At 58.5% G+C, this 24,289-nt stretch carries 20 protein-coding genes and 1 pseudogene; 14 read left to right on the top strand and 7 right to left on the bottom strand.

Features of this window, described 5'->3' with window-relative positions:
* The first annotated feature begins 130 nt into the window (after positions 1-130).
* Genes CDO73_RS13725 through mnhG form a run of 7 tightly spaced genes read left to right on the top strand, consistent with a single transcriptional unit; the run spans position 131 to position 6,291 of the window.
* The gene (locus CDO73_RS13725; protein ID WP_088489079.1) at positions 131-2,779 is read left to right on the top strand and encodes a Na+/H+ antiporter subunit A; all 2,649 of its coding nucleotides are present in this window, start codon (positions 131-133) and stop codon (positions 2,777-2,779) included.
* On the top strand, positions 2,772-3,197 hold the full coding sequence (locus CDO73_RS13720) for a Na(+)/H(+) antiporter subunit B (protein ID WP_088489078.1): 426 nt from the start codon (positions 2,772-2,774) through the stop codon (positions 3,195-3,197). Before CDO73_RS13725 ends, CDO73_RS13720 begins: the two co-directional genes overlap by 8 nt.
* Positions 3,197-3,565: a Na(+)/H(+) antiporter subunit C gene (locus CDO73_RS13715; protein ID WP_088489077.1), complete on the top strand. Its 369-nt coding sequence runs from the start codon at positions 3,197-3,199 to the stop codon at positions 3,563-3,565. Before CDO73_RS13720 ends, CDO73_RS13715 begins: the two co-directional genes overlap by 1 nt.
* Positions 3,562-5,040: a Na+/H+ antiporter subunit D gene (locus CDO73_RS13710; protein WP_088489076.1), complete on the top strand. Its 1,479-nt coding sequence runs from the start codon at positions 3,562-3,564 to the stop codon at positions 5,038-5,040. The genes CDO73_RS13715 and CDO73_RS13710 overlap by 4 nt, the downstream gene beginning before the upstream one ends.
* Positions 5,041-5,046: 6 nt before the next feature.
* Positions 5,047-5,526, top strand: coding sequence for a Na+/H+ antiporter subunit E (locus CDO73_RS13705; RefSeq protein ID WP_088489075.1), 480 nt, complete (start codon positions 5,047-5,049; stop codon positions 5,524-5,526).
* Complete coding sequence (locus CDO73_RS13700; protein WP_088489074.1) at positions 5,526-5,816, top strand: Na(+)/H(+) antiporter subunit F1; 291 nt, start codon at positions 5,526-5,528, stop codon at positions 5,814-5,816. The genes CDO73_RS13705 and CDO73_RS13700 overlap by 1 nt, the downstream gene beginning before the upstream one ends.
* Positions 5,788-6,291, top strand: coding sequence for a monovalent cation/H(+) antiporter subunit G (gene mnhG, locus CDO73_RS13695; protein WP_088489073.1), 504 nt, complete (start codon positions 5,788-5,790; stop codon positions 6,289-6,291). The genes CDO73_RS13700 and mnhG overlap by 29 nt, the downstream gene beginning before the upstream one ends.
* A 169-nt stretch (positions 6,292-6,460) precedes the next feature.
* On the opposite strand, the gene CDO73_RS13690 is transcribed toward mnhG, so the two are convergent.
* Positions 6,461-7,165, bottom strand: coding sequence for a class I SAM-dependent methyltransferase (locus CDO73_RS13690; protein WP_179218702.1), 705 nt, complete (start codon positions 7,163-7,165; stop codon positions 6,461-6,463).
* A 150-nt stretch (positions 7,166-7,315) separates the two neighbouring features.
* Positions 7,316-7,630, bottom strand: a complete 315-nt coding sequence (locus CDO73_RS13685; RefSeq protein ID WP_256972691.1) for a ribosomal protein L7/L12 — start codon at positions 7,628-7,630, stop codon at positions 7,316-7,318.
* Positions 7,631-7,845: 215 nt separating this feature from the next.
* Between CDO73_RS13685 and CDO73_RS13680 the strand changes: the two genes are divergently transcribed.
* Both CDO73_RS13680 and CDO73_RS13675 read left to right on the top strand, forming a co-directional pair.
* On the top strand, positions 7,846-9,066 hold the full coding sequence (locus tag CDO73_RS13680) for an outer membrane protein assembly factor BamB family protein (protein ID WP_088489071.1): 1,221 nt from the start codon (positions 7,846-7,848) through the stop codon (positions 9,064-9,066).
* 261 nt (positions 9,067-9,327) lie between these two features.
* Positions 9,328-9,588 (top strand): GlsB/YeaQ/YmgE family stress response membrane protein, encoded by a 261-nt coding sequence (locus CDO73_RS13675; RefSeq protein ID WP_088489070.1) that lies wholly within the window; start codon positions 9,328-9,330, stop codon positions 9,586-9,588.
* Positions 9,589-9,740: 152 nt separating this feature from the next.
* On the opposite strand, the gene CDO73_RS13670 is transcribed toward CDO73_RS13675, so the two are convergent.
* From CDO73_RS13670 to CDO73_RS27450, 5 genes and pseudogenes are all read right to left on the bottom strand, one after another.
* Entirely contained in the window at positions 9,741-11,009 is a 1,269-nt protein-coding gene (locus CDO73_RS13670) for a methyl-accepting chemotaxis protein (protein WP_088489069.1), read from the bottom strand.
* A 132-nt stretch (positions 11,010-11,141) separates the two neighbouring features.
* Complete coding sequence (locus CDO73_RS13665; protein ID WP_088489068.1) at positions 11,142-11,486, bottom strand: hypothetical protein; 345 nt, start codon at positions 11,484-11,486, stop codon at positions 11,142-11,144.
* A gap of 118 nt (positions 11,487-11,604) precedes the next feature.
* The gene (locus tag CDO73_RS13660) at positions 11,605-18,402 is read right to left on the bottom strand and encodes a non-ribosomal peptide synthetase (RefSeq protein WP_088489067.1); all 6,798 of its coding nucleotides are present in this window, start codon (positions 18,400-18,402) and stop codon (positions 11,605-11,607) included.
* A gap of 76 nt (positions 18,403-18,478) precedes the next feature.
* Positions 18,479-18,901, bottom strand: a complete 423-nt coding sequence (locus tag CDO73_RS26780; protein WP_179218701.1) for a 4'-phosphopantetheinyl transferase superfamily protein — start codon at positions 18,899-18,901, stop codon at positions 18,479-18,481.
* A 12-nt stretch (positions 18,902-18,913) separates the two neighbouring features.
* A pseudogene (locus CDO73_RS27450) lies at positions 18,914-19,174 on the bottom strand (hypothetical protein); the annotation flags it as partial.
* A 292-nt stretch (positions 19,175-19,466) separates the two neighbouring features.
* Between CDO73_RS27450 and CDO73_RS13650 the strand changes: the two are divergent.
* The 5 genes from CDO73_RS13650 (at position 19,467) to CDO73_RS13630 (ending at position 24,261) form a co-directional block, all read left to right on the top strand.
* Positions 19,467-20,405, top strand: a complete 939-nt coding sequence (locus CDO73_RS13650) for a DNA-binding transcriptional repressor DeoR (protein WP_088489147.1) — start codon at positions 19,467-19,469, stop codon at positions 20,403-20,405.
* Between the two features lie 135 nt (positions 20,406-20,540).
* The gene (locus CDO73_RS13645) at positions 20,541-21,527 is read left to right on the top strand and encodes a hypothetical protein (protein ID WP_179218700.1); all 987 of its coding nucleotides are present in this window, start codon (positions 20,541-20,543) and stop codon (positions 21,525-21,527) included.
* A 207-nt stretch (positions 21,528-21,734) separates the two neighbouring features.
* Positions 21,735-22,400 (top strand): deoxyribose-phosphate aldolase, encoded by a 666-nt coding sequence (gene deoC, locus CDO73_RS13640; protein ID WP_088489065.1) that lies wholly within the window; start codon positions 21,735-21,737, stop codon positions 22,398-22,400.
* Positions 22,401-22,461: 61 nt separating this feature from the next.
* Positions 22,462-22,860, top strand: a complete 399-nt coding sequence (locus CDO73_RS13635) for a cytidine deaminase (RefSeq protein ID WP_088489064.1) — start codon at positions 22,462-22,464, stop codon at positions 22,858-22,860.
* 210 nt (positions 22,861-23,070) lie between these two features.
* Complete coding sequence (locus tag CDO73_RS13630; RefSeq protein ID WP_088489063.1) at positions 23,071-24,261, top strand: NupC/NupG family nucleoside CNT transporter; 1,191 nt, start codon at positions 23,071-23,073, stop codon at positions 24,259-24,261.
* Positions 24,262-24,289 lie beyond the last annotated feature (28 nt).

The raw sequence follows: 24,289 nt of genomic DNA, 5'->3' as shown, positions 1-24,289 counted from the left end.
CCTCATTAAATGCGCGAAATGCGCGCGTTTTCTCCCAAATTTCCTATTTGCAAGCTTGGTCTTACCGAAAGTCGGGTAATAGTAAAAAGTAAAGGCTTGGTTGAAAACTTGCTAGAAAGGAGAGAAGCCTTTGTCCCTCCTCCACCTTTTGGCATTGTCGCCGTTCCTGCTTGCCGCCGGACTTCCGCTGCTCGGAAGAGCGGCTCCCCGTTTGCACCGCGGCTGGTTCGCGGCTGCTTTGTCGGCGATCCTCTTCGCCGCGCTGCTTGGTTATTCCTCGAACGTTCGGTCAGGATCTTCCGTTACCGAATCGTTCGCCTGGATTCCGTCGCTGGGCATCTCGTTCACGTTGTATCTCGACGGATTGTCCCTGTTGTTCGCCCTGCTTATTACCGGGATGGGCGTCTTGGTCGCGATCTACTCCATTGCTTACATGAACGACGCATCCGAATCGCTTACCCGCTTCTATGTCCTCCTGCTGATCTTCATGGGTGCCATGCTCGGACTGGTCATGTCCGACAATCTGCTGACGCTGTACGGATTCTGGGAATTGACCAGCATCACTTCGTTCCTGCTGATCGGCTATAATCATCACAAACACCGCTCGCGATACGGCGCGCTCAAATCCCTGCTGATCACCATGACCGGCGGACTCGGATTATTGACCGGCTTCGTGCTGCTCTATGTGATGAGCGGAACATACCAGATCCGCGAACTGATGGACGCGGGCGGCACGCTGGTTTCGCACCCTCTGTTCGTGCCCGCGGTACTGCTGATCCTGCTCGGCGCGTTCACCAAATCCGCGCAGTATCCGTTCCATATCTGGCTGCCCGACGCGATGGAAGCGCCGACGCCGGTCAGCGCTTACCTGCATTCCGCCACGATGGTCAAAGCCGGCCTCTATCTGGTCGCCCGGCTCAGCCCGGTGTTCGCCGGCACGGCCGAATGGTTCTGGTTCGTCTCTCTCGGCGGCTTGATTACGCTGATCTACGGTTCGGTTGCCGCGGTCAAACAGACGGATCTCAAAGGCATTCTGGCTTATTCGACGATCAGCCAACTGGGCTTGATCATGTGCCTGCTCGGTTTGTCTTCGCTTTCCGTCGCGTTCGCGGGCGAAGAAAGCTTGCTGTACGCGGCCGCGGGTACGGCGGCCCTGTTCCATCTGCTGAACCACGCCGTGTTCAAAGGCAGCCTGTTCATGATCGCCGGCATCGTCGATCACGAGACCGGCACGCGGGACGTGCGCAAATTGGGCGGATTGGCCCAAGTCATGCCGATCGCGTTCACGATCTCGCTGTTCGGCGCTTTGTCCATGGCGGGTCTGCCTCCGTTCGGCGGATTCATCAGCAAGGAAATGTTCCTCGAAGCGGTGCTGGAACCGCTGCACGCGGGCGTATTCCGCCTAGAGACGTGGGCCGCGCTGTTCCCGATCGTCGCTTGGATCGCCAGCGTATTCACCTTCGTGTATTCGGCCCTGCTCGTCGTTCGGACCTTCCTCGGTCCGCGCAAGCCGGCTCTCGAACGCAAGAAAGTCCATGACGCTCCGCCGCTGATGACGCTCCCGCCCGCTCTGTTGGCGGTATTGGCGTTGATCCTCGGCCTGTTCCCGGGACTGGTCTCGTATTCGCTGATCCGTCCGGCCGCCGAAGCGATGATGTCGCATATTCCCGCTTCGGGCGAGCGTCTTCCGGGCAGCATCAAGCTGTGGCACGGCTGGACGCCCGCCCTCGGAATGACGATCGGCGTGGTCGCCGCCGGGATCCCGCTGGTCCTCACGGCGCGGCGCTGGATGAAGCTGTACGCTTGGATCCCGCGCAGAATGTCGATCAACCGTTTTTACGACGCCAGCTTGCTGTTCTTCGAACGCATCACGGTAAGAATCACGTCTCTGTACATGAACGGATCGTCGCGCAGCTACATCAAATACATTCTGGGCTTCATGATGTTGGTCGCGGGCTTTATTCTGTTCAATGCGACGGACGTGACGTTCCGGGTCGGCGCCTATGCCGTTATCGCGCCTTACGAATGGTTCATTATGCTCGGACTGGCCGCGGCTTCGTTGGCCGTTCCGTTCGCGAAATCCCGCCCGGTCGCCATCATTCTGACCGGCACGGTCGGTTATCTGATGACGTTGATGTTCGTCTTCTTGAGAGCGCCCGACCTGGCTCTGACGCAGATGGTCGTCGAATCCATCTCCGTCACGCTGTACCTGCTCTGTTTCTATCATCTGCCGAAGCTGCGAACTGAAAGCCAGGCCGTCCGTTTCAGGCTGCCGAACTTCCTTGTCGCGGTCGCCGTAGGCGTACTCATGACGTTGATCGCTTTGGCGGTGCTCGGAACCAATCCGTTCGATCCGGTATCCGACTATTACGTCAGAGAGAGCTACGAATCGGCGGGCGGCAAAAATATCGTCAACGTCATTCTGGTCGACTTCCGCGGCTTCGATACGATGCTGGAGATCATGGTGCTGGGCGTCGCTTCCTTGGGCATCTACAACATGATCAAACTCCGCCGCAAAGCGACGGATATCGGTTCTCGCCATGTCTCGCACGAAGGCGAAGACGCCGACGAGGAAGCGGCACAAACACGCAAATCTTTATACGGCTACGACGGCCCGCGCTGGCGTTCGGACGATGCCGCCGAAGACCCGGAACGCGCGGAAAAGCTCAAAATTCAGGAATCGCCCGAACTTCCCGGCGCGGAAAGCGGCGATTCTTCGCCGGACAAGAGCGAGACGCCGCCGAACTCCCATGCCGAAGGAGGGGATCGCGATGCCTAAAGGCAGCGACATTTTTTTGCAGAACGTCTCCAAAGTCGTTTTCTTCATTATCTTGGCTTTTGCTTTATACTTGTTCTTCACCGGTCACGGAAGCCCCGGAGGCGGGTTTATCGCGGGGCTGATGAGCGCGGGCGCGCTGCTGCTGTTGGCGCTCGCTTACGACATCGAGACGGTGCGCCAAGTCGTGCCGGTCGATTTCAAGCTCGTGACCGCGGTCGGGCTGTTGATCGCGTTATGTACCGGAACGGGCGCGCTTTTCTTCGGAGAGCCGTTCTTGAAACACGCATTCGGATACTTCGATCTTCCGCTGCTCGGCAAAACCGAACTGCATACCGCCCTGATCTTCGATTTGGGCGTGTACCTGGCCGTCGTGGGCGTGACCATGACCATTCTGCTGACGATCGGAGAGGATAGCTGATGGAAGTCATCGTCGCGATCATCGTCGGCGTTCTGTTCGCCGTCGGAATCTATCTGATCTTGACCCAAGACCTGCTTCGAATCGTGCTGGGCACTTCGCTGCTCACCCATGCGGTACATCTGCTGCTCATGGCGATGGCCATGCTGAAGACCGGAGCGGCTCCTCTGCTCGGCAGAGAAGCGGACGAGTTCGTCGATCCGCTGCCGCAAGCGCTTATTCTGACGTCGATCGTCATCAACTTCGGCGTCACGGCCTTCTTCCTCGTATTGTCGTACCGGGCTTATCAGAAGCTGGAAACGACGGACATGGATCGGATGCGCAGCGAATCTTCCAGACATCGAAGCCGGAAAGGAGGACGACGTTCATGAACAATTGGGTCGCCGCTCCGCTGCTGATTCCGCTGTTTACGGCGGTGCTTCTCATATTCCTGCATAACAAATTGATCTTGCAGCGCTGGATCAGCCTGCTCAGCGCCCTGCTCAACGCGTGCGTGTCGGTCGTTTTGATGGTGCAAGTTCGCACGTCCGGCATCCAGACGCTGAATATGAGCGGCTGGGCGCCGCCTTACGGGATCGTGCTGGTGGCCGACATGTTCGCCGTACTGCTGGTCTTGTCGGCCACGATCGTCAGCGCCTGCTGCCTCTGGTATTCGTTCCGGGGCATCGACGAAGAACGGGAACGGCATTATTTCTATTCGCTCGTGCATTTCATGCTCGCCGGCGTCAACGGTTCGTTCCTGACCGGAGACCTCTTCAATCTGTTCGTCTGCTTCGAATTGATGCTGATGTCTTCGTACGCGCTGATCGTGCTCGGCGGAACCAAACGGCAGTTCCGCGAAACGCTGCATTACATCCTGATCAACGTGCTGTCTTCGACGCTTTTCGTCGCTTCGGTGGCGTATCTGTACGGCGCGACCGGCACGCTGAATCTGGCCCACCTGTCTCAGCGGATCGGAGAACTCGGTCCGAGCGGACCGATCACGGTCGTCTCGGCGCTCCTGCTCGTCGTCTTCAGCGTCAAAGCCGGGCTGTTCTTGTTCTTCTGGCTGCCCGGCTCGTACGGCGCTCCGCCCGCGGCGATCTCCGCTCTGTTCGGGGCCCTGCTGACCAAAGTCGGCATGTACGCGTTGATCCGTTGTTTTACGCTCGTGTTCTATCACGAAACGACGGTCATCCATACCTTGATCGGCATCATGGGCGTGGCCACGATCGTGCTCGGCGGGTTCGGCGCGGTATCGCAGACCAACGTCAACCGGATTCTCGGTTACAACGTCATCGCCAGCATCGGCTTCATCTCGCTCGCGCTCGCCGTTTCGAACGAAGACGCGCTCAAAGGAGCCGTGTTCTATCTGGTGCACGACATGATCGTCAAAGCCCTGTTGTTTCTGCTGGCCGGCATCCTCGTGGCGGAAACGGGAACCGAGCGGATCAACCGGATGGGCGGCGTGCTGACGCATTCTCCTCTGCTTGCTTGGATGTTCTTCATCGCTTCGCTCGCCGTGGTCGGCATTCCGCCGCTCAGCGGTTTCCCGGGCAAACTGTTGATCGTGCAAGGCAGCTTGGAGAGCGGCCAATACGTCCTCGCCGCAGCCGGCATCCTGCTCACGCTTATGCTGCTGTATTCGCTCATGAAGATCTTTATCCGCGGATTCTGGGGCAAGCCTCGCCGGGCCCGAGAGATGAAGTGGAAACAGCCGCGCAAACTGCTGCTCAGTTCCGCCCCGCTTATGCTGCTGATTCTTCTGCTCGGTTTGTTCGCCGAACCGGTCATGCCTTACATGCAGCGGGCCGCCGATATTCTGACCGATCCATCGATCTATATTCAAGCCGTACTTAAGGAGTAGATGCCCATGGCTTTTCAACTGCTGCTCAACTTGGCCATCGCTTTCGTCTGGATGCTGCTCATGCGCGACATGACGATATCCGGATTCCTGGTCGGCCTGTTGATCGGACTGCTGCTGATGACCCTGATGCGGCGTTTTTTCCCGAAACCGTTCTATCCGCGCAAAGTCTGGGCCTGCCTGAAGCTGCTCGGACTGCTGCTTAAAGAACTGGTCGTCTCGTCGTTTGCCGTCATCCTCCAGATCGTCAAACCTAAGCTTACTTTGACGCCCGGCGTGTTCGCTTACGAGACCGAACTGAAGTCCGGCTGGGAATTGACGCTGCTGTGCGGATTGATGAACCTGACGCCCGGAACGCTGCTGCTCGAAGTCAGCGAAGACGAGAAAACGCTCTACGTTCACGCGATGGATATCCAAGAAGCCCAAGGCGTCGAGAAACATATCCGCGACACGTTCGAAAAAGCGATCATGGAGGTGACCCGAAGCTGATGCAAACGATTCTGCTAATTGCGATGATCCTGCTCGCGCTGGCGATCTCCGGCTGCCTGTATCGGGTGCTCAAAGGCCCTTCGATCGCGGACCGGATCGCCGCGCTCGATACGATCGGCGTCAACGTCGCGGCCGAAGTCGCCGTCTCGGGCGCTTATACGCGTTCTACCGCTTATTTCGAACTGGTGCTGCTGATCGGCATTCTGGCGTTCCTCGGCACGGTAGCGTTGGCCCGTTATATGGAAAGGGGGAGAGTGCTGGATGCTCCAGACGATCCAACTGACGGTTGAATGGTTGTCCGTGCTGCTGATCCTGCTCGGCGCGCTTCTCAGCGTGTTCAGCGCGTTCGGCATCATCCGGCTTCCCGACGTTTATCTCCGTTCTCATGCGGCAACCAAAAGCTCGACGCTCGGCGTCCTCTGCGTACTGACCGGCGTTTTCCTGTATTTCGCTTCGGTCATGCAGACCGCCAGCATGAACATTCTGCTCGGCATCGTCTTCTTTTTCATCACCGCTCCCGTAGCCGGACATCTGAACGGACGGGCGGCGCACCGCACGGGCGTGCCGCTCTGGACCGGCAGCGTTCAAGACGAGCTGGCCGAAGCGGCCAAGGCTGCCGACGTCCCGGACGCCGGAACATCGGGCCCGGAAGCCTCGGAAGCCGCGAAGCCGGACGATATGCCGGGCGATCTCCCGTCTGACCGGCTGCCCGAAGAGACTGCGGCGGGACGGCAGGAACCTGTTCCCGAAGAAAAAAAGGAATAAGCCGCGAGCAGATCCGTTTCTCGCGCGCGATGACGCAAAAAAGACTTTCGCTCTTGAACGTTCTCCTTCGGGAGATCGTTCGTGGTCGAAAGTCTTTTGGCATGCCGGCGCATGATGCCGACTTGTTTTTCCGCCGTTCGCCGCTTATGTATAAAACTCGATGAAACGTTCAAGGCTTGACGAACGTCAAGCGATACATCGAACCTTTGCATACTTCTTCGTAACGAATATCGAGCATCCCGGCCGGAAGCATACCCAGCACATCGGGCCGCTTCGCGTCGCCTTTTTTCGCCAGCGAAATTCGGGACTTGCGTTCGAGTTCGCCTGCAAGCAGAATCTTGGTTCCGCTCTTGGCGACCCGAACCATCTCGCGAACGGCCCGGACCGGATCGCCGAACTCGCTCAGCCCGCCGATCTGATAAACGCAGTCGAACGATTCGCCGCGAAACGGAAGATGCTCCGCTTCTCCGTGGATCAGCTCGGCTTCCGTTCCCCATTCCTTCAGATGCCGGGCCGCTTCGCGCAGCATCGCGGGCGACAGGTCGATGCCGTACAGCCGCGCTCCGGCAGGCAGGATCGGCAGATTCGCCCCCGTGCCGACGGAGACTTCGAGCACCCGGTCCCCCCGCCGGATATCCAACTGCGACAAGAACGTCCATCGGTATTGGATCTCCCCGCCGAAACGCAGTTTGACATACAAGCGGTGCGACCTTGCATAGAAACGGGCGATCTTGTTATGCAGCGACATCGCCTTAGCGTTGGCATGCCCCATTCCCTGCGGCCGGACCGCATGCAGGAATCCGTCTTCCGTACGCGGGAGCAGCGCGTCCGGTTCCGTGCGCGCTTCCGCCGGAATCCGGGCCAGATCGATCATGGATACCCCTCCAGACTTGATTCGGAACCGATTTTCTTTTCTAAACCCATTGTAACGTACCCGATGCCCGACCGGCTCCATCGGACGATCGAATTTCGACTCGGTCCCGAGTCGGAGCGACCGCCGCGCTTCGTCCCGGTTCTTCGATTTCTATAACGATTCCACGTAATCTTTCGCTTCTTTGAGCGACATGTTGTACATTTCGCGCGCTTTTTTGATCGCTTCGATCTTGCGGCCTTTCGCCACGAGCGAACGAAGTTGTTCGTCCCCCTCGCCGTACGCGGGCGAAGAAGACGATTCGCTAGCGCTCGACGACATCGACGAAGGCCTGTGCTGTCCCGGTCTCGCGGCGAGACGGTCAAGATCTTCGCGAAGTACGCGCACCTCGAATCGCAGCCGAATCACCATCAACATCAGCGAGAAAACGAGAATCGCCAAAACAACGGAAGTGTAGTCGAATTCCATATACGCCGACTCCTTTCGATAGTTTAGGTTTATCGTTCTTTTTCATTATACACGTCCGGAAAAGATTTGACCCGATGCGCCCTAACGTAAACTTCTGGTAAACGGAACGTCAAGCGTGTATAATCAGCGTAGCCAATTTGCGCTTTTGCCTTGTCAGACCGAAGTCGGATCAGGCAGCGGACGTAAAGATTAGAGAAAGGAATGGAAATCCAGTCATGAAATCCTCAGAAAAATGGGGCGCGTTGGTGCTGAGCGCCGCCGTGCTGTTAAGCGCTCCTGCCCACTCGGGGGCCGCCGCCGCGGACGCCGACCCACTCCCCCGCCCGGCTTGGACCTCTTCCGCCGCCTACGATACCTCGTCGGCCTCCGCGCACGAGATCCATTTCGTCAAATCGCGCGGCCTCGTTTACGTGCATACCGTGCAGAACATCAAGAAAACTTCTTCGAAAACTTCGTACGATTGGTATCTGGAGACGGTCACGGCTTTCGACGCTTCAACGGGAGCCAAAAAATGGTCCCGCACGTTCCACGATAAAGCCGGTCCGTATACCGTCGCCAGTTCGATGCTGTATGCCGAGAACGGCACGGTCTACTTCGTAGGCAGCTTCTCGGACAAAACGCAGAAAATCTTCGCGCTTGCTCCGGACGGCAAAGAAGCTTGGAATCGCGCGGTCCCGTTCGGAAGCGACGTGTACATGCTCGGCGATGAGAGTCTGCTGATCGCTTCGGCGCAAGGACCGAACAAACAAGGAATGCTCAAAACGACGGCCGTGCGCTGCAATTCGGCCGGCAAGACGCTCGCTTCGAAACAGTTGACGGGCAGCGTGCTGACGGCCGACGCGTCGCGCATCGTGGTCGACGTCAGCCGTCAACGCAAAGTCGGCAGCGGTTGGGACCGTTCGCCGAGTCCTTCGATCGAAGTATATACGCCGGACTTGAAGCGCGCGTATGCGTATCGTTTCCCGACCAGCGTCAATCTGCTCGGCGACGGAGGCGGCGCGCCGATCCTCGTTCAAGACGACGGTTCGATCCTGTTCCGCGGCTCGGTGGCCGGAACGGTCAACAAGCTGTTCGCGTTCTCGCCCGAAGGCAAGCTGCTCTGGGGACGCGTAATCCCGTCGGACTCGGTCATCGCCTCGACGGGCAGCGGATACGTGACCTATTCGAAACGCAAACTGACCTCGTTCAATCTGAACGGTCAGGTCGCGGAGCAAACGCTGGGCGACGAACCGGGCCAGATCGTCGTGCTCGAACGTTCGGCCGACGGTCGGATTCAAGTCGATATGGCGGACACGTTATATATTCTCGATCCGGTCAAGCTGAATATCGTGCAAGCCGTCTCGAACCTTCCGCTCCGTTCCGATTACGCGTTCGCTTACGCGGACGGCGTGTTGTATGCGGCGGAAGCCGGTTCTTTGGTGAAATACGCTTTATAACGAAAGCCGTCCGTAACTTATTTGCACCACCCGAACTCCCCTGCACGGCATCCGGCCGAATGCGCAGGGGAGTTCTTTTTTCATACCGTTTCCGCGCACCCACAAAGCCCTTTTACCCCCGCCTCCGCCCCATCGAAATTTTCACCCCTCCGACCCGTCTTGGTATGTTTCAAAATTAAATTTCGGGGTTCTTATTCAAATGCTTGCTATGAGGTTAAGTTGTAGTTGAGCAAACAAAAACACAAGCGGAGGCGATACAAAATGGGCATTATCTGGTCGTTGATTGTAGGCGGCATTATCGGTTGGTTGGCCGGACTCATTGTGGGCAGAGATATTCCCGGCGGCATCATCGGGAACATTATCGCCGGTTTCATCGGCGGTTGGCTCGGCGGAATCATCTTGGGCGAATGGGGTCCGGATCTGGGCGGCTTCTATATCATCCCGGCCTTGATCGGCGCGATCGTACTCGTTGCGGTAGTCAGCCTGATCATGCGTTCGGTAGGACGCAGAAACCGTGCCTAACCGGTATCGCTAGGCTGGTGTGCCTCGCACAAGCATCGTGCATGCACACCGCAAAAAAAGAGCGCATCCCGCTTCAGCGGAAATGCGCTCTTTTTTGCGTGCATTTGATCGGCATATCCGAAGCTTGCGGCGATATCGAGACCGTATTCCCGCTAGGGTTGCTGCGCAGCCTGCGTTTCGCGGAAATGTTCGACCGCCTGCTTGATGCCGCCGGTCAGTTCGGACAATCCCGTTACCGTTTCCGACAGCTGCTGCATGCCGGCCAGCTGTTCTTCCGCGGCTTGGCGAACCGTCGACACTTCTTCGGACGTGTTGGCTACCATCGCTTCCGCGTGGCTGATCGTGTCGCTGACTTGTTCGGTATGCGCGGCGATTTGTTCCACGGCCGCCGAGACGTCCTGCATCTGCACGTTGACTTCGTCCACCGCGGCTTGAATGAATTGGAAAGAACGGCCGACTTCTTCGAGCGAACCGATGCCGTGTTTCATGTCTTCGGCAACTTTCGAAGACGTGCCCACGACTTCGTTCGTATCTTGTTGGATGCTCGCGTTGATCGTCGATACGCGTTTCGCCGATTCGGAAGACTGCTCGGCCAATTTGCGCACTTCCGACGCGATGACCGAGAAGCCTTGTCCGTACTCGCCGGCACGCGCCGCTTCGATCGCCGCGTTCAGCGCCAGCAAGTGGGTCTGCGAAGCGATTTCGGTGATGATGCTGACAAAGTACTCGATCTCGCCGGATTTCTCGTCCAGGCGGTTGACCTGCTCGAGCAGCGTCTGGATCGTGCCGTCGGTCTTGCGAACTTGATCCATCGCGCCGACCAGCTGCCGGTACCCCGACGACGCTTGTTCCGACGTCACGAGCGTCGCGCTCGCCACTTCGTCCGCGCTGCCCGCCACCTGTTGGACGGCCGCCGACATTTCGCTTGTCGTGCGCGCGATTTCTTTCATCTTGCCCGTCTGTTCTTCGGAGCGGGAAGCCGCGCTGCGCGCCGATTCGGCGATCAAATCGGAAACGAACACGCCCATGTCCGCGTTCGACTTGACCTGCTCGACGCTTCCGTCGATCTCGAGCAGATAATTCTGCATCCGCTCCATCGCTTTAAGCGAAGCCTGCCCCGGCTCGTCGATATGTACATCGACCGTATCCGATACGGAAGCGGACGCTCCTTCGGCTTCGGCACTGCTTGCGACCGTAAAATGCTTCTCGATCTCGGCGGCTCTGCGATCGACTTCGCGCAGCATCCAGAAGATCCCCGCCACAAAAGCACCGGCGCCGACGATCGCCGCCAAGATCAGTCCCGGAACGAAGCTCCCCCAGCCGCGCCCCGGCATCATAAACAGCAAAGCAATGACGACTTCCAGCAGCGCGACGACCGCCGCACCGATCCCGATCAAGCGTTTATTGGCTTGTTTATTCATTTGTCCCCCACCAAGTCATTTATTGGATTCTGCAAAAAAAGCCCGGATACACCGGGCTTGAACGGACACATACGGGGAAAGCGCAGCGCGTACGACGCCTTTGCCCGTTTGAGCTTCTGCTTGTCGAACGAATCAGCTGTTCAGGTAAGCTTCGGCGTCTTCGAGTTTTTCGAACGAAACCACGATGTCGCCGAACATGCGCTTCATTTGCATTTTCGATACGGCGGAACCGGTGTAATAAGCCCATTTCGTCAGACCTTTGGCTACCGATTGCTCGCCGAGCGGAGCCAATGCTACCGCGACTTCTTGCGTGAACAATTTGCCTTTGCTCAGGTCGGTCAGACCGGTAAAGCCCGGTTTCACTTTTGCCAGTTCGGTCGCGTAAGAGGTTTTGTACGCTTCGACTTCGTCCATCGTGATGCTTTCCACCGTGCAGACGAGACGGTTAAGCGCTGGAAAATATTCGATTTTAAACATGAGTAAATCCCCCTTGATTCAGATGGTTGCCACACATACACATGATACTAAAAAAAATGTCGAAATCAAAGCAATAAATTGCATAATTTCATTAAAGTCCTTCGTTTTCATTAGAATGTCATTTAATAAAACCGGTCTCTTTCACGTAATCCGTCATCCGGGCGATCAATGTCTCGTCCATCGGTTTCCATACGAATCCCAAGTGTTCGAGATAAGCAAGCGTACGGTTGACGGCGATCTCGAACCGCGTTTGAATCTGCGCGCTTTCCAGCCATCCGTAATGGAGCATGATTTTGTCGATCTCTTCGAGCGATTCCCTTGCCAGGAATTTTTCTGTAATTTCATCGACAAATTTTGCAAATTCCATCGTTTTCACTTCGCCGCCGATCGCGCTTTGCCCGAGTATGCGATGCATGCTCTCCAGATTCGGGTTCATCAGATGGAAGATCTGATTCTGCAGGCTTTCCGGCTGCATGAGCAGCAGGATCGCCCGGCTGATGCCGTCGACGTAAGAGAAGTCCGTATCCGGCGCCATTTCCGGCATCATGCCGAGACGCACGAACGACTGCATCATCGTATAGAACGCGTTCTCTCCGATATTCTCTTGGAAGCGCCCGGTTTCCGAATGGAAGACGACGTTGCCGAGGCGGTAAATGCTCGTGTTCAGCCCTTCTTCTCTGGCTTTCGTCACCAGCACTTCGGCTTCGAATTTGGTCTTGGCGTAATAGTTCTCGTATTCTTGTCCCAGATCCAGATCGTATTCGCCGAAAAAGGCTTCTTGCCGCTGCGGAATCACGCCCGTCGCGACGCCCAACGTCGAGATATGGTGGAAATCTTTCCGGCGCGGCGATCCCGCCAACCGCAGCAGCCGCTCCGTCGCTTCGACGTTATGCCGTTTGAAATCTTCGTAGCTGCCGTAATGCTTGACGGTCGCCGCCGCGTGAACGATCGCATCCGTTTCCTGCTCCAGAAGCGCGTAAGCCTCTTCCGTCAACCCCATCCGTTCTTCCGACAGATCGCCGTGCAGAACGGTCAGGCGCGGCATCAGCCCGTCCAATTCGCTTTCGCCGAAATAGAACGCCAGCTTGCTGCGAACCCGGCGCGCCGCTTGAGCGTCGTCGTCTCCGCGAACGACGGCGTAGACGTTCCAATCGGTATGCTTCAGCATGTCGCCGAGCAGATGCGCGCCTACGTAACCGGTTGCTCCCGTCAACAATATGCCTTTGTAATCGCGCAGCCGCGTCAAGTCTGCCGATGCGGCATCGCCTTGCGCACGGAGTCGATACGTTTCGCGATCTTCGGACAAGGTGTCTTCGCCGCGCTGCAAGCTCGCCTGCTTAAGCTCAGCCAGCTTCTCGACGATGCGTCCGCCCGCCGGTTTCACGACCGCCGCCAATTCGGCCAGCGTCTGATGTTCGAACACGTCGTTGATGCTCAGTTCGAACTGCTCTTGCAGACGGGCCACCATCACGGCCGCCTTCAGCGAGTGTCCGCCGAGATCGAAGAAGTTGTCTTCGCGTCCGATGCGGCCCGCTCCGAGCACGGTCTGCCAGACTTCCGCGATCTTGCGTTCCGTCTCCGTTTCCGGCGCGCGATATTCCGTCCCCGCCAGCATCTCGCCCGGCTGCGGTTCGGGCAGCGCCCGCCGGTCGATCTTGCCGTTCGGCGTCAGCGGCATGGCCCCGAGCTGAACGAAATACGACGGAACCATGTAATCCGGCAGACGTCCCGACAAATGATCGCGCAGCTCGCGCTGCGGCGCATGCGACGGCGAAGCGACGTAAGCGCACAAGTATTTGCCGCCGGCTTCGTCCTCTTTGGCCAGCACGATCGTTTCCTTGACCGAAGGATGTTCGAGCAGCGCCGTCTCGATCTCGCCGAGCTCGATGCGGAATCCGCGAATCTTGACTTGATGATCCAGACGGCCGAGGAATTCGAGTTCGCCCGCGCGGTTCCAACGCGCAAGATCGCCCGTCTTGTACATGCGCCCGCCCGGCACGAACGGATCGGCCAGATACCGTTCGTTCGTGAGCTCCGGCTGATTGTAATAGCCTCTGCCTACGCATTCGCCGGCGATGTACAGTTCGCCCGCCGCGCCTCGCGGCTGCACGTGCAGAGCCTCGTTCAGAATGTAGATGCGCGTATTGGTAATCGGCTTGCCGATCGGAGGCAGCTCCGGAATATCCCCTGCCGGATCGAGCGTATGGGCGGTTGCCACATGCGTCTCCGAAGGACCGTAATGGTTATGCAGGAAGATGCCGTTGCGCCGCAGATGCTGCCGGAACGGGTCGGGCACGACCAACTGCTCGCCCGCCGTGACGATATGGCGGATGCAGGTCGGGAAACGTTCTTCGTATTCTTTTTCGCTCAAGATGAACTTGAGGAACGAGACCGGCATGAACAAGACGCTGATTCGGCGATCCTCGATCAGTTCGAGCAGTTGACCGACTTCGCGTCGCGTCTCGCTTCGGATCATGCACAGCGTTCCGCCCGCGAGCAGCGTGGACCAGATTTCCTGCGAGCATACGTCGAAACTGAGCGTGGTGAATTGCAGGACGCGGCCCGAATAATCGATGTTGGTCTGCGTGTATTCGTAATGCAGCAGGTTGATCATGTTCCGATGTTCCAACATGACGCCTTTCGGACGTCCCGTCGTGCCCGACGTATAGATAACGTAGAGCAGGTCGCTCGCGTTACTGCGCGCCGGAATATTTTCCGTACGCGGCGAATACGCGTCCGCTTCGTCCAGATACATTTCGGTCCCGCCGAAATTCAATTTGCCCGCCAGATGCCGCTGCGTCAGCAGCAGATCCGAAGCGCTGTTCTCCATCATGTAGAGAATGCGCTCTTCCGGATATTCCGGATCGATCGGCACATACGCGCCTCCGGCTTTCAAGATGCCGAGCAGTCCGACGATCATTTCCGGCGAACGGTCCACCATCAGTCCCACTAACTTATCGGCAGACACGCCTTTTTCGATAAGCGTGTACGCAAGACGATTGGCCCGTTCGTTCAGCTCGCCGTACGTCAGCATCGTATCTTCGAACATTACCGCCGGATGATTCGGAATCCGCGCGGCGCGGCGCTCGAACGCTTCTTGGACGGTCAACGCGCGTTCGTAATCGGACGCCGTGACGTTCAATCCGTCGGTCAAACGTTCCGTTTCCGCTTCGTCCGCCATCGGCAGCGCGTTCAGCGCGCGATGTTCGTCCGCCGCCGCTTCGTGCAGCAGCTTGACGTAATGATCGATCATGCCGCGTACCGTTTCTTCTTCGAACAGATCTCCGCAATATTGGAAGTCGACGCGGATTCCCGCGCCGAGTTCGGTCACGTCGGCCATCAGATCGTATTTGGCGACCTTCGGCGCGTAAGGCACCACCGTCGTCTCGGCGCCTTCCAGTTCGGGGGCGAGACTTCCGGTATTCTGCATGACGAACATCGTATCGAACAGCGGACTGCGGCCCGGAACGCGAGGCACGTTCAATTCGTTTACCAATTCGCCCAGTTCGTATTCTTGATGATCGAACGCGCCGAGCAACTCGCTTTTGACCTCTTGCAAGTATGCGGCGAACGTCTTGGTCTTGTCCGGATACGTGCGCAGCGGCAGCGTATTGACGAACATCCCGATCACGCCGTGCAGTTCTTCCCGCCCGCGATTGGCGACCGGCACCCCGACGATCAGGTCTTCTTGACCGGCATAGCGGGACAACAGCGTTCCGTAAGCGGCCAGCATGACCATGAACAGCGTCGTGCCCGTTCGGTCCGCAAGCGCTTTGAGCCGCTTCTGAAGCGTCTCGTCGATCGCGCCGTGCAGCGTCGCGCCGCGGAAGCTTTGCTTGTCCGGACGAGGTTTGTCGGTCGGCAGCTGCAGCATCGGCAGTTCGCCGGCAAGACGCTCCTGCCAATAACCGAGCTGCGACTCGCGGATGACGGCCGCGGCTTCGCGATGATGCCAGACCGCGAAGTCTTTGAATTGAAGCGCCGGGGCTTCCGGCGACTCGCCGCGGTAGAGGCGCGACAATTCTTCGAAGAAGACATGCATCGACACGCCGTCCACGGCGATATGGTGGAAATCGAGCATCACGAAATGCAGTTCCGCTCCGCAGGAGATCAAGCCGGCGCGGACCAGCGGCGCTCGGCGCAGATCGAACGGACGGACGAAAGCGTCCATCAGGGCCGGCACGTCTTCTTCTCGGGCCTGCGAAGACGGAAGACGCAGCACGGCGCGTTCGTGCACGCGCTGCACGACGGATTCGCCGAGCAGTTCGAACGTCGTGCGCAGCGATTCGTGACGCAGCACCATCGACTGAAGCGCGCGTTCCAGACGCACCGCGTCGAGCGGACCTTCGACGCGCAGCAGCGCCGGAGCATTGTAAGCCGTTCCCGCGCCTTCCATCTGCTCGATCAGGAACAGGCGGCTCTGCGCCGGATAAGCGTCGTAATGGTCGGCCGTCAGCGCCGCCGGAATCGAAGCGGATAACGCTCCGCCGGAAGCGGACGGTTCGAAGCGGCCTGCGCGCCGGGCGATCTCGGCGGCCTGCGCCCGGATGGTCGTATATTCGAACAGTTCGCGAATCGACAGCTTCGCGCCGAACTGACGCTCGATCTGCGCCCGAAGCACGGCGGCTTGAAGCGAATGTCCGCCGATATCGAAGAAGCGGTCGAGCGCGCCGAATCCGTCATGTCCCAGCACGCCGCTCCACAGGGCGTGCAGTCGTTCTTCCGTCTCGCCCGAGAGCGCCTCGCGAACGGAGGTATCGCGCGCCTGCGGCTCCGGCAGCGCGCGGCGGTCGATCTTGCCGTTGGCGTTGACCGGCAGTTTCGCCAAAGTGGCGAAGTGCGCCGGCACCATATAATCCGGCAGCGTGCGGCCCAATTCGGCCGCCCACTCCGCATGCGCGAGTTCCGTGTCGGATTCCACGTACGCGCAGAGGTAAGCATCGCCCGAAGCGTCTTTGCGCGCGACGACGACGCAGTCGCGCACGCCTTCGCGTTCGAGGATGCGCTGCTCGATCTCGCCGATCTCGATCCGGAAGCCGCGAATCTTGACCTGATGGTCCAGCCGGCCGAGGAACTCGATCGTGCCGTCTCTTTTCCAGCGGGCCAGATCGCCGGTGCGATACATGCGCGCCCCTTCGCGGTACGGATGGGCGACGAACTTCTCGGCCGTCAGTTCCGGCCGGTTCAGATAACCGCGAGCCAATCCGTCGCCGGCTACGCACAGTTCGCCCGCCACGCCGACGGGCTGCAAATGGCCGTAATCGTCCAAGATCAGGATCTGCGAACCGCGAACCGGCTTGCCGATCGGAATATTGTCTTCCGTCTCCGTAACCAGATGGGACGTGGTCACGATCGTGTTTTCCGTCGGTCCGTAGCAGTTATGCAGTTCGTACGGACGGGGACGGAACGACTTCAACTTGTCTCCCCCGGTCAGCAGCACGCGCAGCGAATAGTTGTCGTATTCCATGAACTGTTCGCAGAGCTGGGTCGGCAGGAACGCGATCGTAATGCCTTTTTCGTTAAAATGATCGTTCAATCCGGCCGGGTCCAAGCGCAGGTCTTCCGGAATCATATGAATCGAAGCGCCCGCCAGCAGGTACGGGAAGATCTCCCAGACCGAAGCGTCGAATCCGAATCCGGCATATTTGACCGTGCGGTCTTCCGCCGTGACGCGGAAATGGTCGATATGCCACTGCGCCAGATTGATCAGCGAACGATGTTCGATCACGACCCCTTTCGGCGTACCCGTGGAACCGGACGTGTAGATGACGTAAGCCGGGGCGTTCGGCTCGCCGAAATCGGCCGGATCCGCGGGAATCGTCCATTCGCGGTCATTGTCGATCCGAAGAGTCCGACCCTCGAATCCTTCCGGAGCATCCAGTCCGGGCGTCAGCAGCAGCAGGCCCGCGCCGCTATCTTCGAGCATGAAACGAACCCGCTCGCGCGGGTATTCCGGATCGATCGGCAGATACGCCGCGCCCGTCTTCAACACCGCCAATACGGACAGGATCATCTCGGCCGACGGACGGGCGAGAATCCCCGCGATCCCGCCGGAAGTCAAGCCGCCTGCCCGCAGTTCCGCGGCCAGCGCGTCCGAACGTTGATCGAGTTCCGCGTACGTCAGCGTCCCGTTTTCGTGCACGACCGCTTCCCGGTTCGGCTCCGAAGCCGCGCGTTCGCTGATCATGCGGTGGATCGGATGCGCGGCTTCGAAAGCGCCGCCCGATTCCCCGCTCCACAAACGATGCAGAATCTCGCGTTCCTGTTCGCCGAGCAGGTCTTCTTCGCCGATCCGCGCATCGGGCGCCGCGCTCATCCGGATCGCGATTCCTTGCAGATGCCCGAGCGCCGCCTGAACGAAACCGTCGCTGAACATCGATTTCCGATAGGCCGCGACGGCCCTGATCCGATCGGTTCCGGAGAAGGCGATGAACAGATCGCAGTCCGACATCGCCAGCATTTCGGCAGCATCAAGTTCAAGATCGAAGCCTAAACCGGTATTGTAAGGACGGTCGACTTCGCCGCTGCGATAGCGTTCTTCGAGATCCGCCGAGTCCGGAGCGTGCTCGCGTACCCGGCGCAGCTCGTCCTCGACCGAAGCGATACGCGTACGGAACGTGTCTTCCCGCTCGCCTTTATGCAGCAGAGGAACTACGCCGCCGGCTTCCGGCAGGTATACGGCAAAAGCCGATTCTTCCGTCCGCAAATACCGCTGGAGTAAGATCGACCAAGCCGCATGCGCCGCGCCCGAACGGAGCGACGAAGGATCGACGGCGTGAAACTCGCGTTCGGCCGTGCCGATTTCTTCGAAAGCAGACGCCGAATCTCCCGTCAGCCAAGTCTTTTCTTCCACTGCCCTCAATTGTTCCACCCAATACGTTTGGGTCTCCGGAGTATGTTCGAGTCGAACGTTCATCGATTTATTTTTTCCCCTTCCGCGTGTTGTCGTTTCCGAATAAATTCTGTTTTTTCCTGATGACTTTCCAGACTTCTTACAACAGCATGAGAAATCGCCGCACCAGCTCGTCTCCGTTAAGCAGCTCGATCTCCGATGCGGGCGATTCCTGCGGCCGACGGCATAAGGCGAACCTGTACCCCGTCGGCTCGGGCAATTCAATCTCCGTTGTCTCGATCACCCAGGGGGGACTGTCTTTCTTCAGCGAATCGACCCGAAAACAAGCGCCGTCCGGTTCGGGAGCGAACGCGGACAACGGGTGATTCTCGTGCAGCCCGGTGCCTTCGGCTTTCAGCCAACTTTCGAACATGGTCCAGCGCGCATAAAAAAATCGAAGTTCTTCTTCCGGCGTCCGACCGTTCGGCGCCGTTTCCGCCGGTGTTCCGAGCAGCAGACGAACGGAGGCCGCGTCGATCGGATCGCAGCGCTCGACGTCGATTCCGATCGGATGTTCCGCCAACGCGCACATCGCCAAACGGCCCGAACGGGAATGATTAAAACAAGGAGCGCCTTCCCGATCCAGTTCCGGTTTGCCGTATGCGCCTTGTTTGAAAAGAAGTTCGCGATACCCCGACCCCGACTTTTCGCTCAGCAGCGTCGCGACAAGCAGATGCGAAACGATTCGAAGCTTTAGGTCCTCTTCCCGGGACGACCGCGAGATTCGAGCCTGCTCGGCAGGTACAAAGACGGATAGCAATCGCCCCCAATCGGTCGAGGCGCGAAAAGAATCCAGGGAAACCGCGCGAATTTCGATCGATTTCTCCTCCTTATTCAGCGATTCGGATAAGCGTGCAGATGCCTGTTTTTTGCTTTCGCGTTCATGATACCAAAAAAACTCATATTAAGAATATCGGAACAAGGTGTGAAAAATGAACGATTTCTAAGAAAAAAGTCGCATTTAATCCTTTAGACCCATTTTTCGAACTTCCTATTTTGCTGCGTTTGCGCTTCCGCCGTGCAAAGCCTGCACTCGCCGCGTATAATGAACCTTAAAAAAAATCGAGGGGACGATCATGACGGATAAAATCGATTTGGAGAGACAGCGGCTGTGCATCGAAGCGGCGCGGCTGTATTATCTGTCCGACTACAGCCAGCAGGATATCGCCGCCCGGCTCGGCGTGTCGCGGCCGACGGTGTCCCGTCTGCTTCAATACGCCAAAGAGCAAGGCTACGTACGGATCAGCATCGCCGACCCGCTGGAAGACCTCGACGCGTTAGGCACGGAATTGGCCCGGCGTTTCGGACTGCAAGCCGCCCGCGTCTGCCATTCGCCGCAGAACGAATACCGCGAGATTCGCGGCCGGGTCGCGGCGGCGGCGGCGGAATATTTGCAGGAGACCGTCAGGGACGGCGACATCATCGGGATCACTTGGGGAACGACCATGCATGCGCTCGCCCAGTCGTTGACGCACAAGCCGGTACGCGGCGTCGAGATCGTGCAGCTCAAAGGCGGAGTCAGCCATTCGCAGGTGCCGACTTACGCCGCGGAAACGGCCAATCTGTTCGCCGAAGCCTTCGGCACGGTGGCCCGCTACCTTCCGCTTCCGGTCATCTTCGACAGCGTCGAACTCAAACGCATGGTCGAAGAAGACCGTCATATCCAGCGCATCATCGAACTGGGCCGGCAGGCCAACGTCGCCGTATTTACGGTCGGGACCGTCGAAGACGACGCTTTGCTGTTCCGGCTCGGTTATTTCGACGGCGAGCAGCGCAAAATGCTGCAAGAAGCCGGAGCGGGAGATATCTGTTCGCGCTTCTTCGACGACGGCGGCGCGATCTGCAGCGAAGAGATCAACGCGCGAACGGTCGGTATCGACCTGCCCGAACTGCGCCTCAAAGAAAAAGCGATTCTGGTCGCGGGCGGACCGCGCAAGATCCGGGCGATCCGCGCCGCGCTGGCCGGACGTTACGCCAATATTCTGGTGACCGATCAATTTACGGCGCTCGCGCTGCTCGCGGATTGAATCAATCGGACGGCCTGCCGATATAATCTTTGCGCGCTTCGCGCGCGCCACCCGATCCGTCGGACAGTCTTCGGACGGCCGTGGCGGCCGATTCCGAACCTGATCCGCGGACGAAGCGAAAGGTGAAGACGTTTTATGCCTACACGCCCTATGTTTACCCGCTGCTTGTTCCTCTGCCTGCTGTTTGTCTGGACGGCCGGGGCTTTCCCGCCCGATCGCGCGGGAGCCCGCGAAGCGGACAAATTCTCGACTTGGGTCTGGAATCCGTGGCTGCTTCGGAATTCTTCCGACGACCTGCTGCGTTTCGCCGCTTCGAACAAAGTCGCGACGCTGTACCTGCAGATCGACGCGGACATGGACGCTGCGGACTACGCCGCGTTCATCCGCCGCGCTTCGGCGCAAAATATCCGCGTTTACGCGCTCGACGGCGCGCCCCGTTGGGCGCTAGACCGCAGCCTGACGGACGCTTTCTTGAACTGGCTGTCCGATTACCAAGCTTCGGCCGACGCCGATCAACGCTTCGCGGGCATCCATATCGATACGGAGCCTTATCTGCTGCCGGAATGGAACCGCGATCGCGACGCGCTGCTGATTTCTTGGAAAAGCCGTATCGAAGCCCTGCTCGCCGGCGCGAAACGTCTCGGCCTGCCGGCGGAAGCCGACATCCCGTTCTGGTTCGACGAACACGCGATGCCGGGTCAAGCCGGTACGTTAAGCGCTTGGTTGATCGGCCGCTTCGACAGCGTGACGATCATGGCTTATCGCGATTCCGCCGACCGGATCGCAGACGTCGCCAAGAACGAACTGGCCGAAGCCGCCAAAGCGGGCAAAACGCTGCGGATCGGCGTCGAGACGAATCCTTCGTCGGAAACGCCGCAGGTCACTTTTTACGAAGAAGGTTCTTCTTATCTGAATGCCCAGCTTGACGCTTTGCGCGGCAAGCTGGGCGCGAACGCGGCTTTCGGGGGATTCGCCGTTCACGATTACGAAGGTTGGAAGAAATTGCAGGAAAAAGAAGCGGCGTCCGCGGCCCGCATCGCGCAGCAAAAGAAAAAGTCCCTAAAAGCGGCAGCCGGAAAATCGTCCGAAGCAGCCGCCCCGGCCGCTTCTCGCAAGAAATAACGACGCGCAGGCCCGACGGCCTCGGCCTCATGCCCGTTTCCCGATTCGCCGATTCCGGCGGATGTTCGGGAAACGGGCTTTTTTTGTTTTCGACCGGCGATTTAGCGACTGTTCAGCCTCTTTGAACAAAATTTCATTTTAACTTTTGCATTTGTTCACGAACATGATATGATGAGGGTAAATCCTATATCGAAGGAGAGATCCTTAATGAATCTTGCATCCATGATCGACCATACGCTGCTTCGCGCGGACGCCGCGGAAGCGGAGGTCGCCAAGCTGATCGAAGAAGCGAAGACGTACGAGTTCGCTTCGGTCTGCGTCAATCCGACGTGGGTAGCCTTCTCCGCCGAGCGCCTGGCCGGCAGCAGCGTCAAAGTCTGCACCGTGATCGGTTTCCCGCTGGGAGCGTCCACGCCGGAGACCAAAGCGTTCGAAACCCGCGACGCGATCGCCAAAGGCGCGAACGAAGTGGACATGGTCATCAACATCGGCGCGCTGAAGAGCAGCAATGCCGAACTGGTCGAGCGCGATATTCGCGCCGTGGTCGAAGCGGCCGCCGGCCAAGCGCTGGTCAAAGTCATCATCGAGACCTGCCTGCTGACCGACGAAGAGAAAGTTCTGGCTTGCGAACTGGCCGTTCGCGCCGGCGCGGACTTCGTCAAGACGTCCACCGGTTTCTCTACCGGCGGAGCGACGCCCGAAGACGTGGCCCTGATGCGCAAAACGGTCGGTCCCGAGATCGGCGTCAAAGCTTCCGGCGGCGTACGCAGCCGCGAAGACATGGAGAAAATGATCGAAGCCGGCGCGACGCGCATCGGAGCAAGTTCCGGCGTCAAGATCATGCAAGGCGGACAATCCGACTCCAACTACTGATCGAAGACGATCGCCCGAATCGCCCATCTTGATCCGAGGAGGCCCTAACATGAGTCACCCTATGGCAGAACGTCTGATCGAAGCCGCGATCGAAGCCCGCAGCGCCGCCTACGTCCCGTATTCGCATTTCGAAGTCGGGGCCGCGCTGCTTGCGGACGGCAAGATTTACTCCGGCTGCAATATCGAGAACGCGTCGTTCGGCCTGACCAACTGCGCGGAACGCACCGCTATCTTCAAAGCCGCTTCCGAAGGCATTCGCCGCATCGAAGCGATCGCGGTGGTCGCCGACACGGAAGGTCCGGTCTCTCCGTGCGGCGCATGCCGTCAGGTGATCGCGGAATTCGCGGACGAACATACGCGCATCTATCTGACGAACCTGCACGGCAATACCGAAGAATGGACGATGGACCGTCTGCTGCCGGGATATTTTCAGGCTAAGGACATGGACAAGAGTCGATAATCGGGTCGCTTGAGCGTCTTTGCGGATCTCCGGATTCGCGAAGATTCGCTCGGGCGCGATCGGCAAATTTTGTTCGTCGCCCGTCACTATGTCGCTTTTTGTAACCGCTTCATATCGCAAGATGTCAGCGTCTTGTCAGACTTATAGTGCCAACCGTCGCCCGTCGTTAGTCCCAATCCAAAAAAAAATACTTCCGGGAGAATTTCGTCCATGAACATTCTAATTGCCCTGATCGGACTTGCCGTCGTGTTCGGCCTCGCATTCGTGGCCAGCAACGGCCGCAAAAAGATCCGCTATCGCCCGCTGATTATCATGGTGGTGCTTCAAGCCCTGCTCGCGTTCCTGCTGCTCAATACCGTACTGGGTACCACGTTGATCAGCGCTTTCGCCACCACGTTCGAAACGCTGCTCGGTTACGCTTACGAAGGGATCGGGTTCGTGTTCGGCGGCATTCTGGCCGAGAACAGAGCCTCCATCTTCTTCCTTAACGTATTGATGCCGATCGTGTTCATCTCCGCGTTGATCGGGATTCTTCAATACATTCGCGTCCTGCCGTTCATCATCCGTTACATCGGTCTCGTCCTGAGCAAGATCAACGGCATGGGCAAGCTCGAATCGTACAACGCGGTCGCATCCGCCATTCTCGGCCAATCCGAAGTGTTCATTTCCGTCAAAAAGCAGATCGGCCTGCTGCCGAAGCACCGTCTGTACACGCTCTGCGCTTCGGCCATGTCCACCGTCTCCATGTCGATCGTCGGCGCGTATATGGGCCTGATCCCGCCGCGTTACGTCGTAACGGCGCTCGTGCTCAACTTGTTCGGCGGATTCATCATCGCTTCGATCATCAACCCTTATAAAGTCGAAGCGGAAGAAGATATACTGGAAGTGCAGCAGGAAGAGAAGCAGTCGTTCTTCGAAATGCTGGGCGAATACATCATGGACGGCTTCAAAGTCGCGATCGTCGTCGCCGCCATGCTGATCGGTTTCGTCGCTTTGATCGCCATGCTGAACGGCATTTTCGGCGCGATTTTCGGCATTACGTTCCAAGAGCTGCTCGGCTACGTGTTCTCTCCGCTCGCCTTCGTCATGGGCGTGCCGTGGCACGACGCGGTGACCGCCGGCAGCATCATGGCGACCAAGCTGATGACCAACGAATTCACGGCCATGCTGGACCTGCAAGGGCTAATCAAAGCGGGCACGCTGTCCGAACGCACCGTCGGCATCGTTTCCGTCTTCCTCGTCTCGTTCGCCAACTTCTCCTCGATCGGCATCATCGCCGGCGCGGTGAAAGGCCTGCACGAGAAGCAGGGCAACGTCGTCGCCAAATTCGGCCTCAAACTGCTCTACGGCGCGACGCTGGTCAGCATGCTGTCCGCCATCATCGCCGGCCTGTTTATTTGATCGTGAAAAAGCATTAAAAAAGGTGTAG

It is taken from the genome of Saccharibacillus sp. O23, assembly GCF_002205895.1.
In the GTDB taxonomy this organism is placed as follows: Bacteria; Bacillota; Bacilli; order Paenibacillales; family Paenibacillaceae; genus Saccharibacillus.
This window is presented reverse-complemented; position numbering and strand designations above follow the sequence as displayed.

Excerpts from the sequence above, each read along its gene's own strand:
- CDO73_RS13705 (WP_088489075.1), top strand. The coding sequence starts at position 5,047 with ATGGCTTTTCAACTGCTGCTCAACTTGGCCATCGCTTTCGTCTGGATG.
- CDO73_RS13675 (WP_088489070.1), top strand. The coding sequence starts at position 9,328 with ATGGGCATTATCTGGTCGTTGATTGTAGGCGGCATTATCGGTTGGTTG.
- CDO73_RS13645 (WP_179218700.1), top strand. The coding sequence starts at position 20,541 with ATGCCTACACGCCCTATGTTTACCCGCTGCTTGTTCCTCTGCCTGCTG.
- CDO73_RS13630 (WP_088489063.1), top strand. The coding sequence starts at position 23,071 with ATGAACATTCTAATTGCCCTGATCGGACTTGCCGTCGTGTTCGGCCTC.
- CDO73_RS13660 (WP_088489067.1), bottom strand. The coding sequence starts at position 18,402 with ATGAACGTTCGACTCGAACATACTCCGGAGACCCAAACGTATTGGGTG.
- CDO73_RS13720 (WP_088489078.1), top strand. The coding sequence starts at position 2,772 with ATGCCTAAAGGCAGCGACATTTTTTTGCAGAACGTCTCCAAAGTCGTT.
- CDO73_RS13715 (WP_088489077.1), top strand. The coding sequence starts at position 3,197 with ATGGAAGTCATCGTCGCGATCATCGTCGGCGTTCTGTTCGCCGTCGGA.
- CDO73_RS13685 (WP_256972691.1), bottom strand. The coding sequence starts at position 7,630 with ATGGAATTCGACTACACTTCCGTTGTTTTGGCGATTCTCGTTTTCTCG.
- CDO73_RS13635 (WP_088489064.1), top strand. The coding sequence starts at position 22,462 with ATGGCAGAACGTCTGATCGAAGCCGCGATCGAAGCCCGCAGCGCCGCC.
- CDO73_RS13700 (WP_088489074.1), top strand. The coding sequence starts at position 5,526 with ATGCAAACGATTCTGCTAATTGCGATGATCCTGCTCGCGCTGGCGATC.
- mnhG (WP_088489073.1), top strand. The coding sequence starts at position 5,788 with ATGCTCCAGACGATCCAACTGACGGTTGAATGGTTGTCCGTGCTGCTG.
- CDO73_RS13670 (WP_088489069.1), bottom strand. The coding sequence starts at position 11,009 with ATGAATAAACAAGCCAATAAACGCTTGATCGGGATCGGTGCGGCGGTC.
- deoC (WP_088489065.1), top strand. The coding sequence starts at position 21,735 with ATGAATCTTGCATCCATGATCGACCATACGCTGCTTCGCGCGGACGCC.
- CDO73_RS13680 (WP_088489071.1), top strand. The coding sequence starts at position 7,846 with ATGAAATCCTCAGAAAAATGGGGCGCGTTGGTGCTGAGCGCCGCCGTG.
- CDO73_RS13665 (WP_088489068.1), bottom strand. The coding sequence starts at position 11,486 with ATGTTTAAAATCGAATATTTTCCAGCGCTTAACCGTCTCGTCTGCACG.
- CDO73_RS13710 (WP_088489076.1), top strand. The coding sequence starts at position 3,562 with ATGAACAATTGGGTCGCCGCTCCGCTGCTGATTCCGCTGTTTACGGCG.
- CDO73_RS13690 (WP_179218702.1), bottom strand. The coding sequence starts at position 7,165 with ATGATCGATCTGGCCCGGATTCCGGCGGAAGCGCGCACGGAACCGGAC.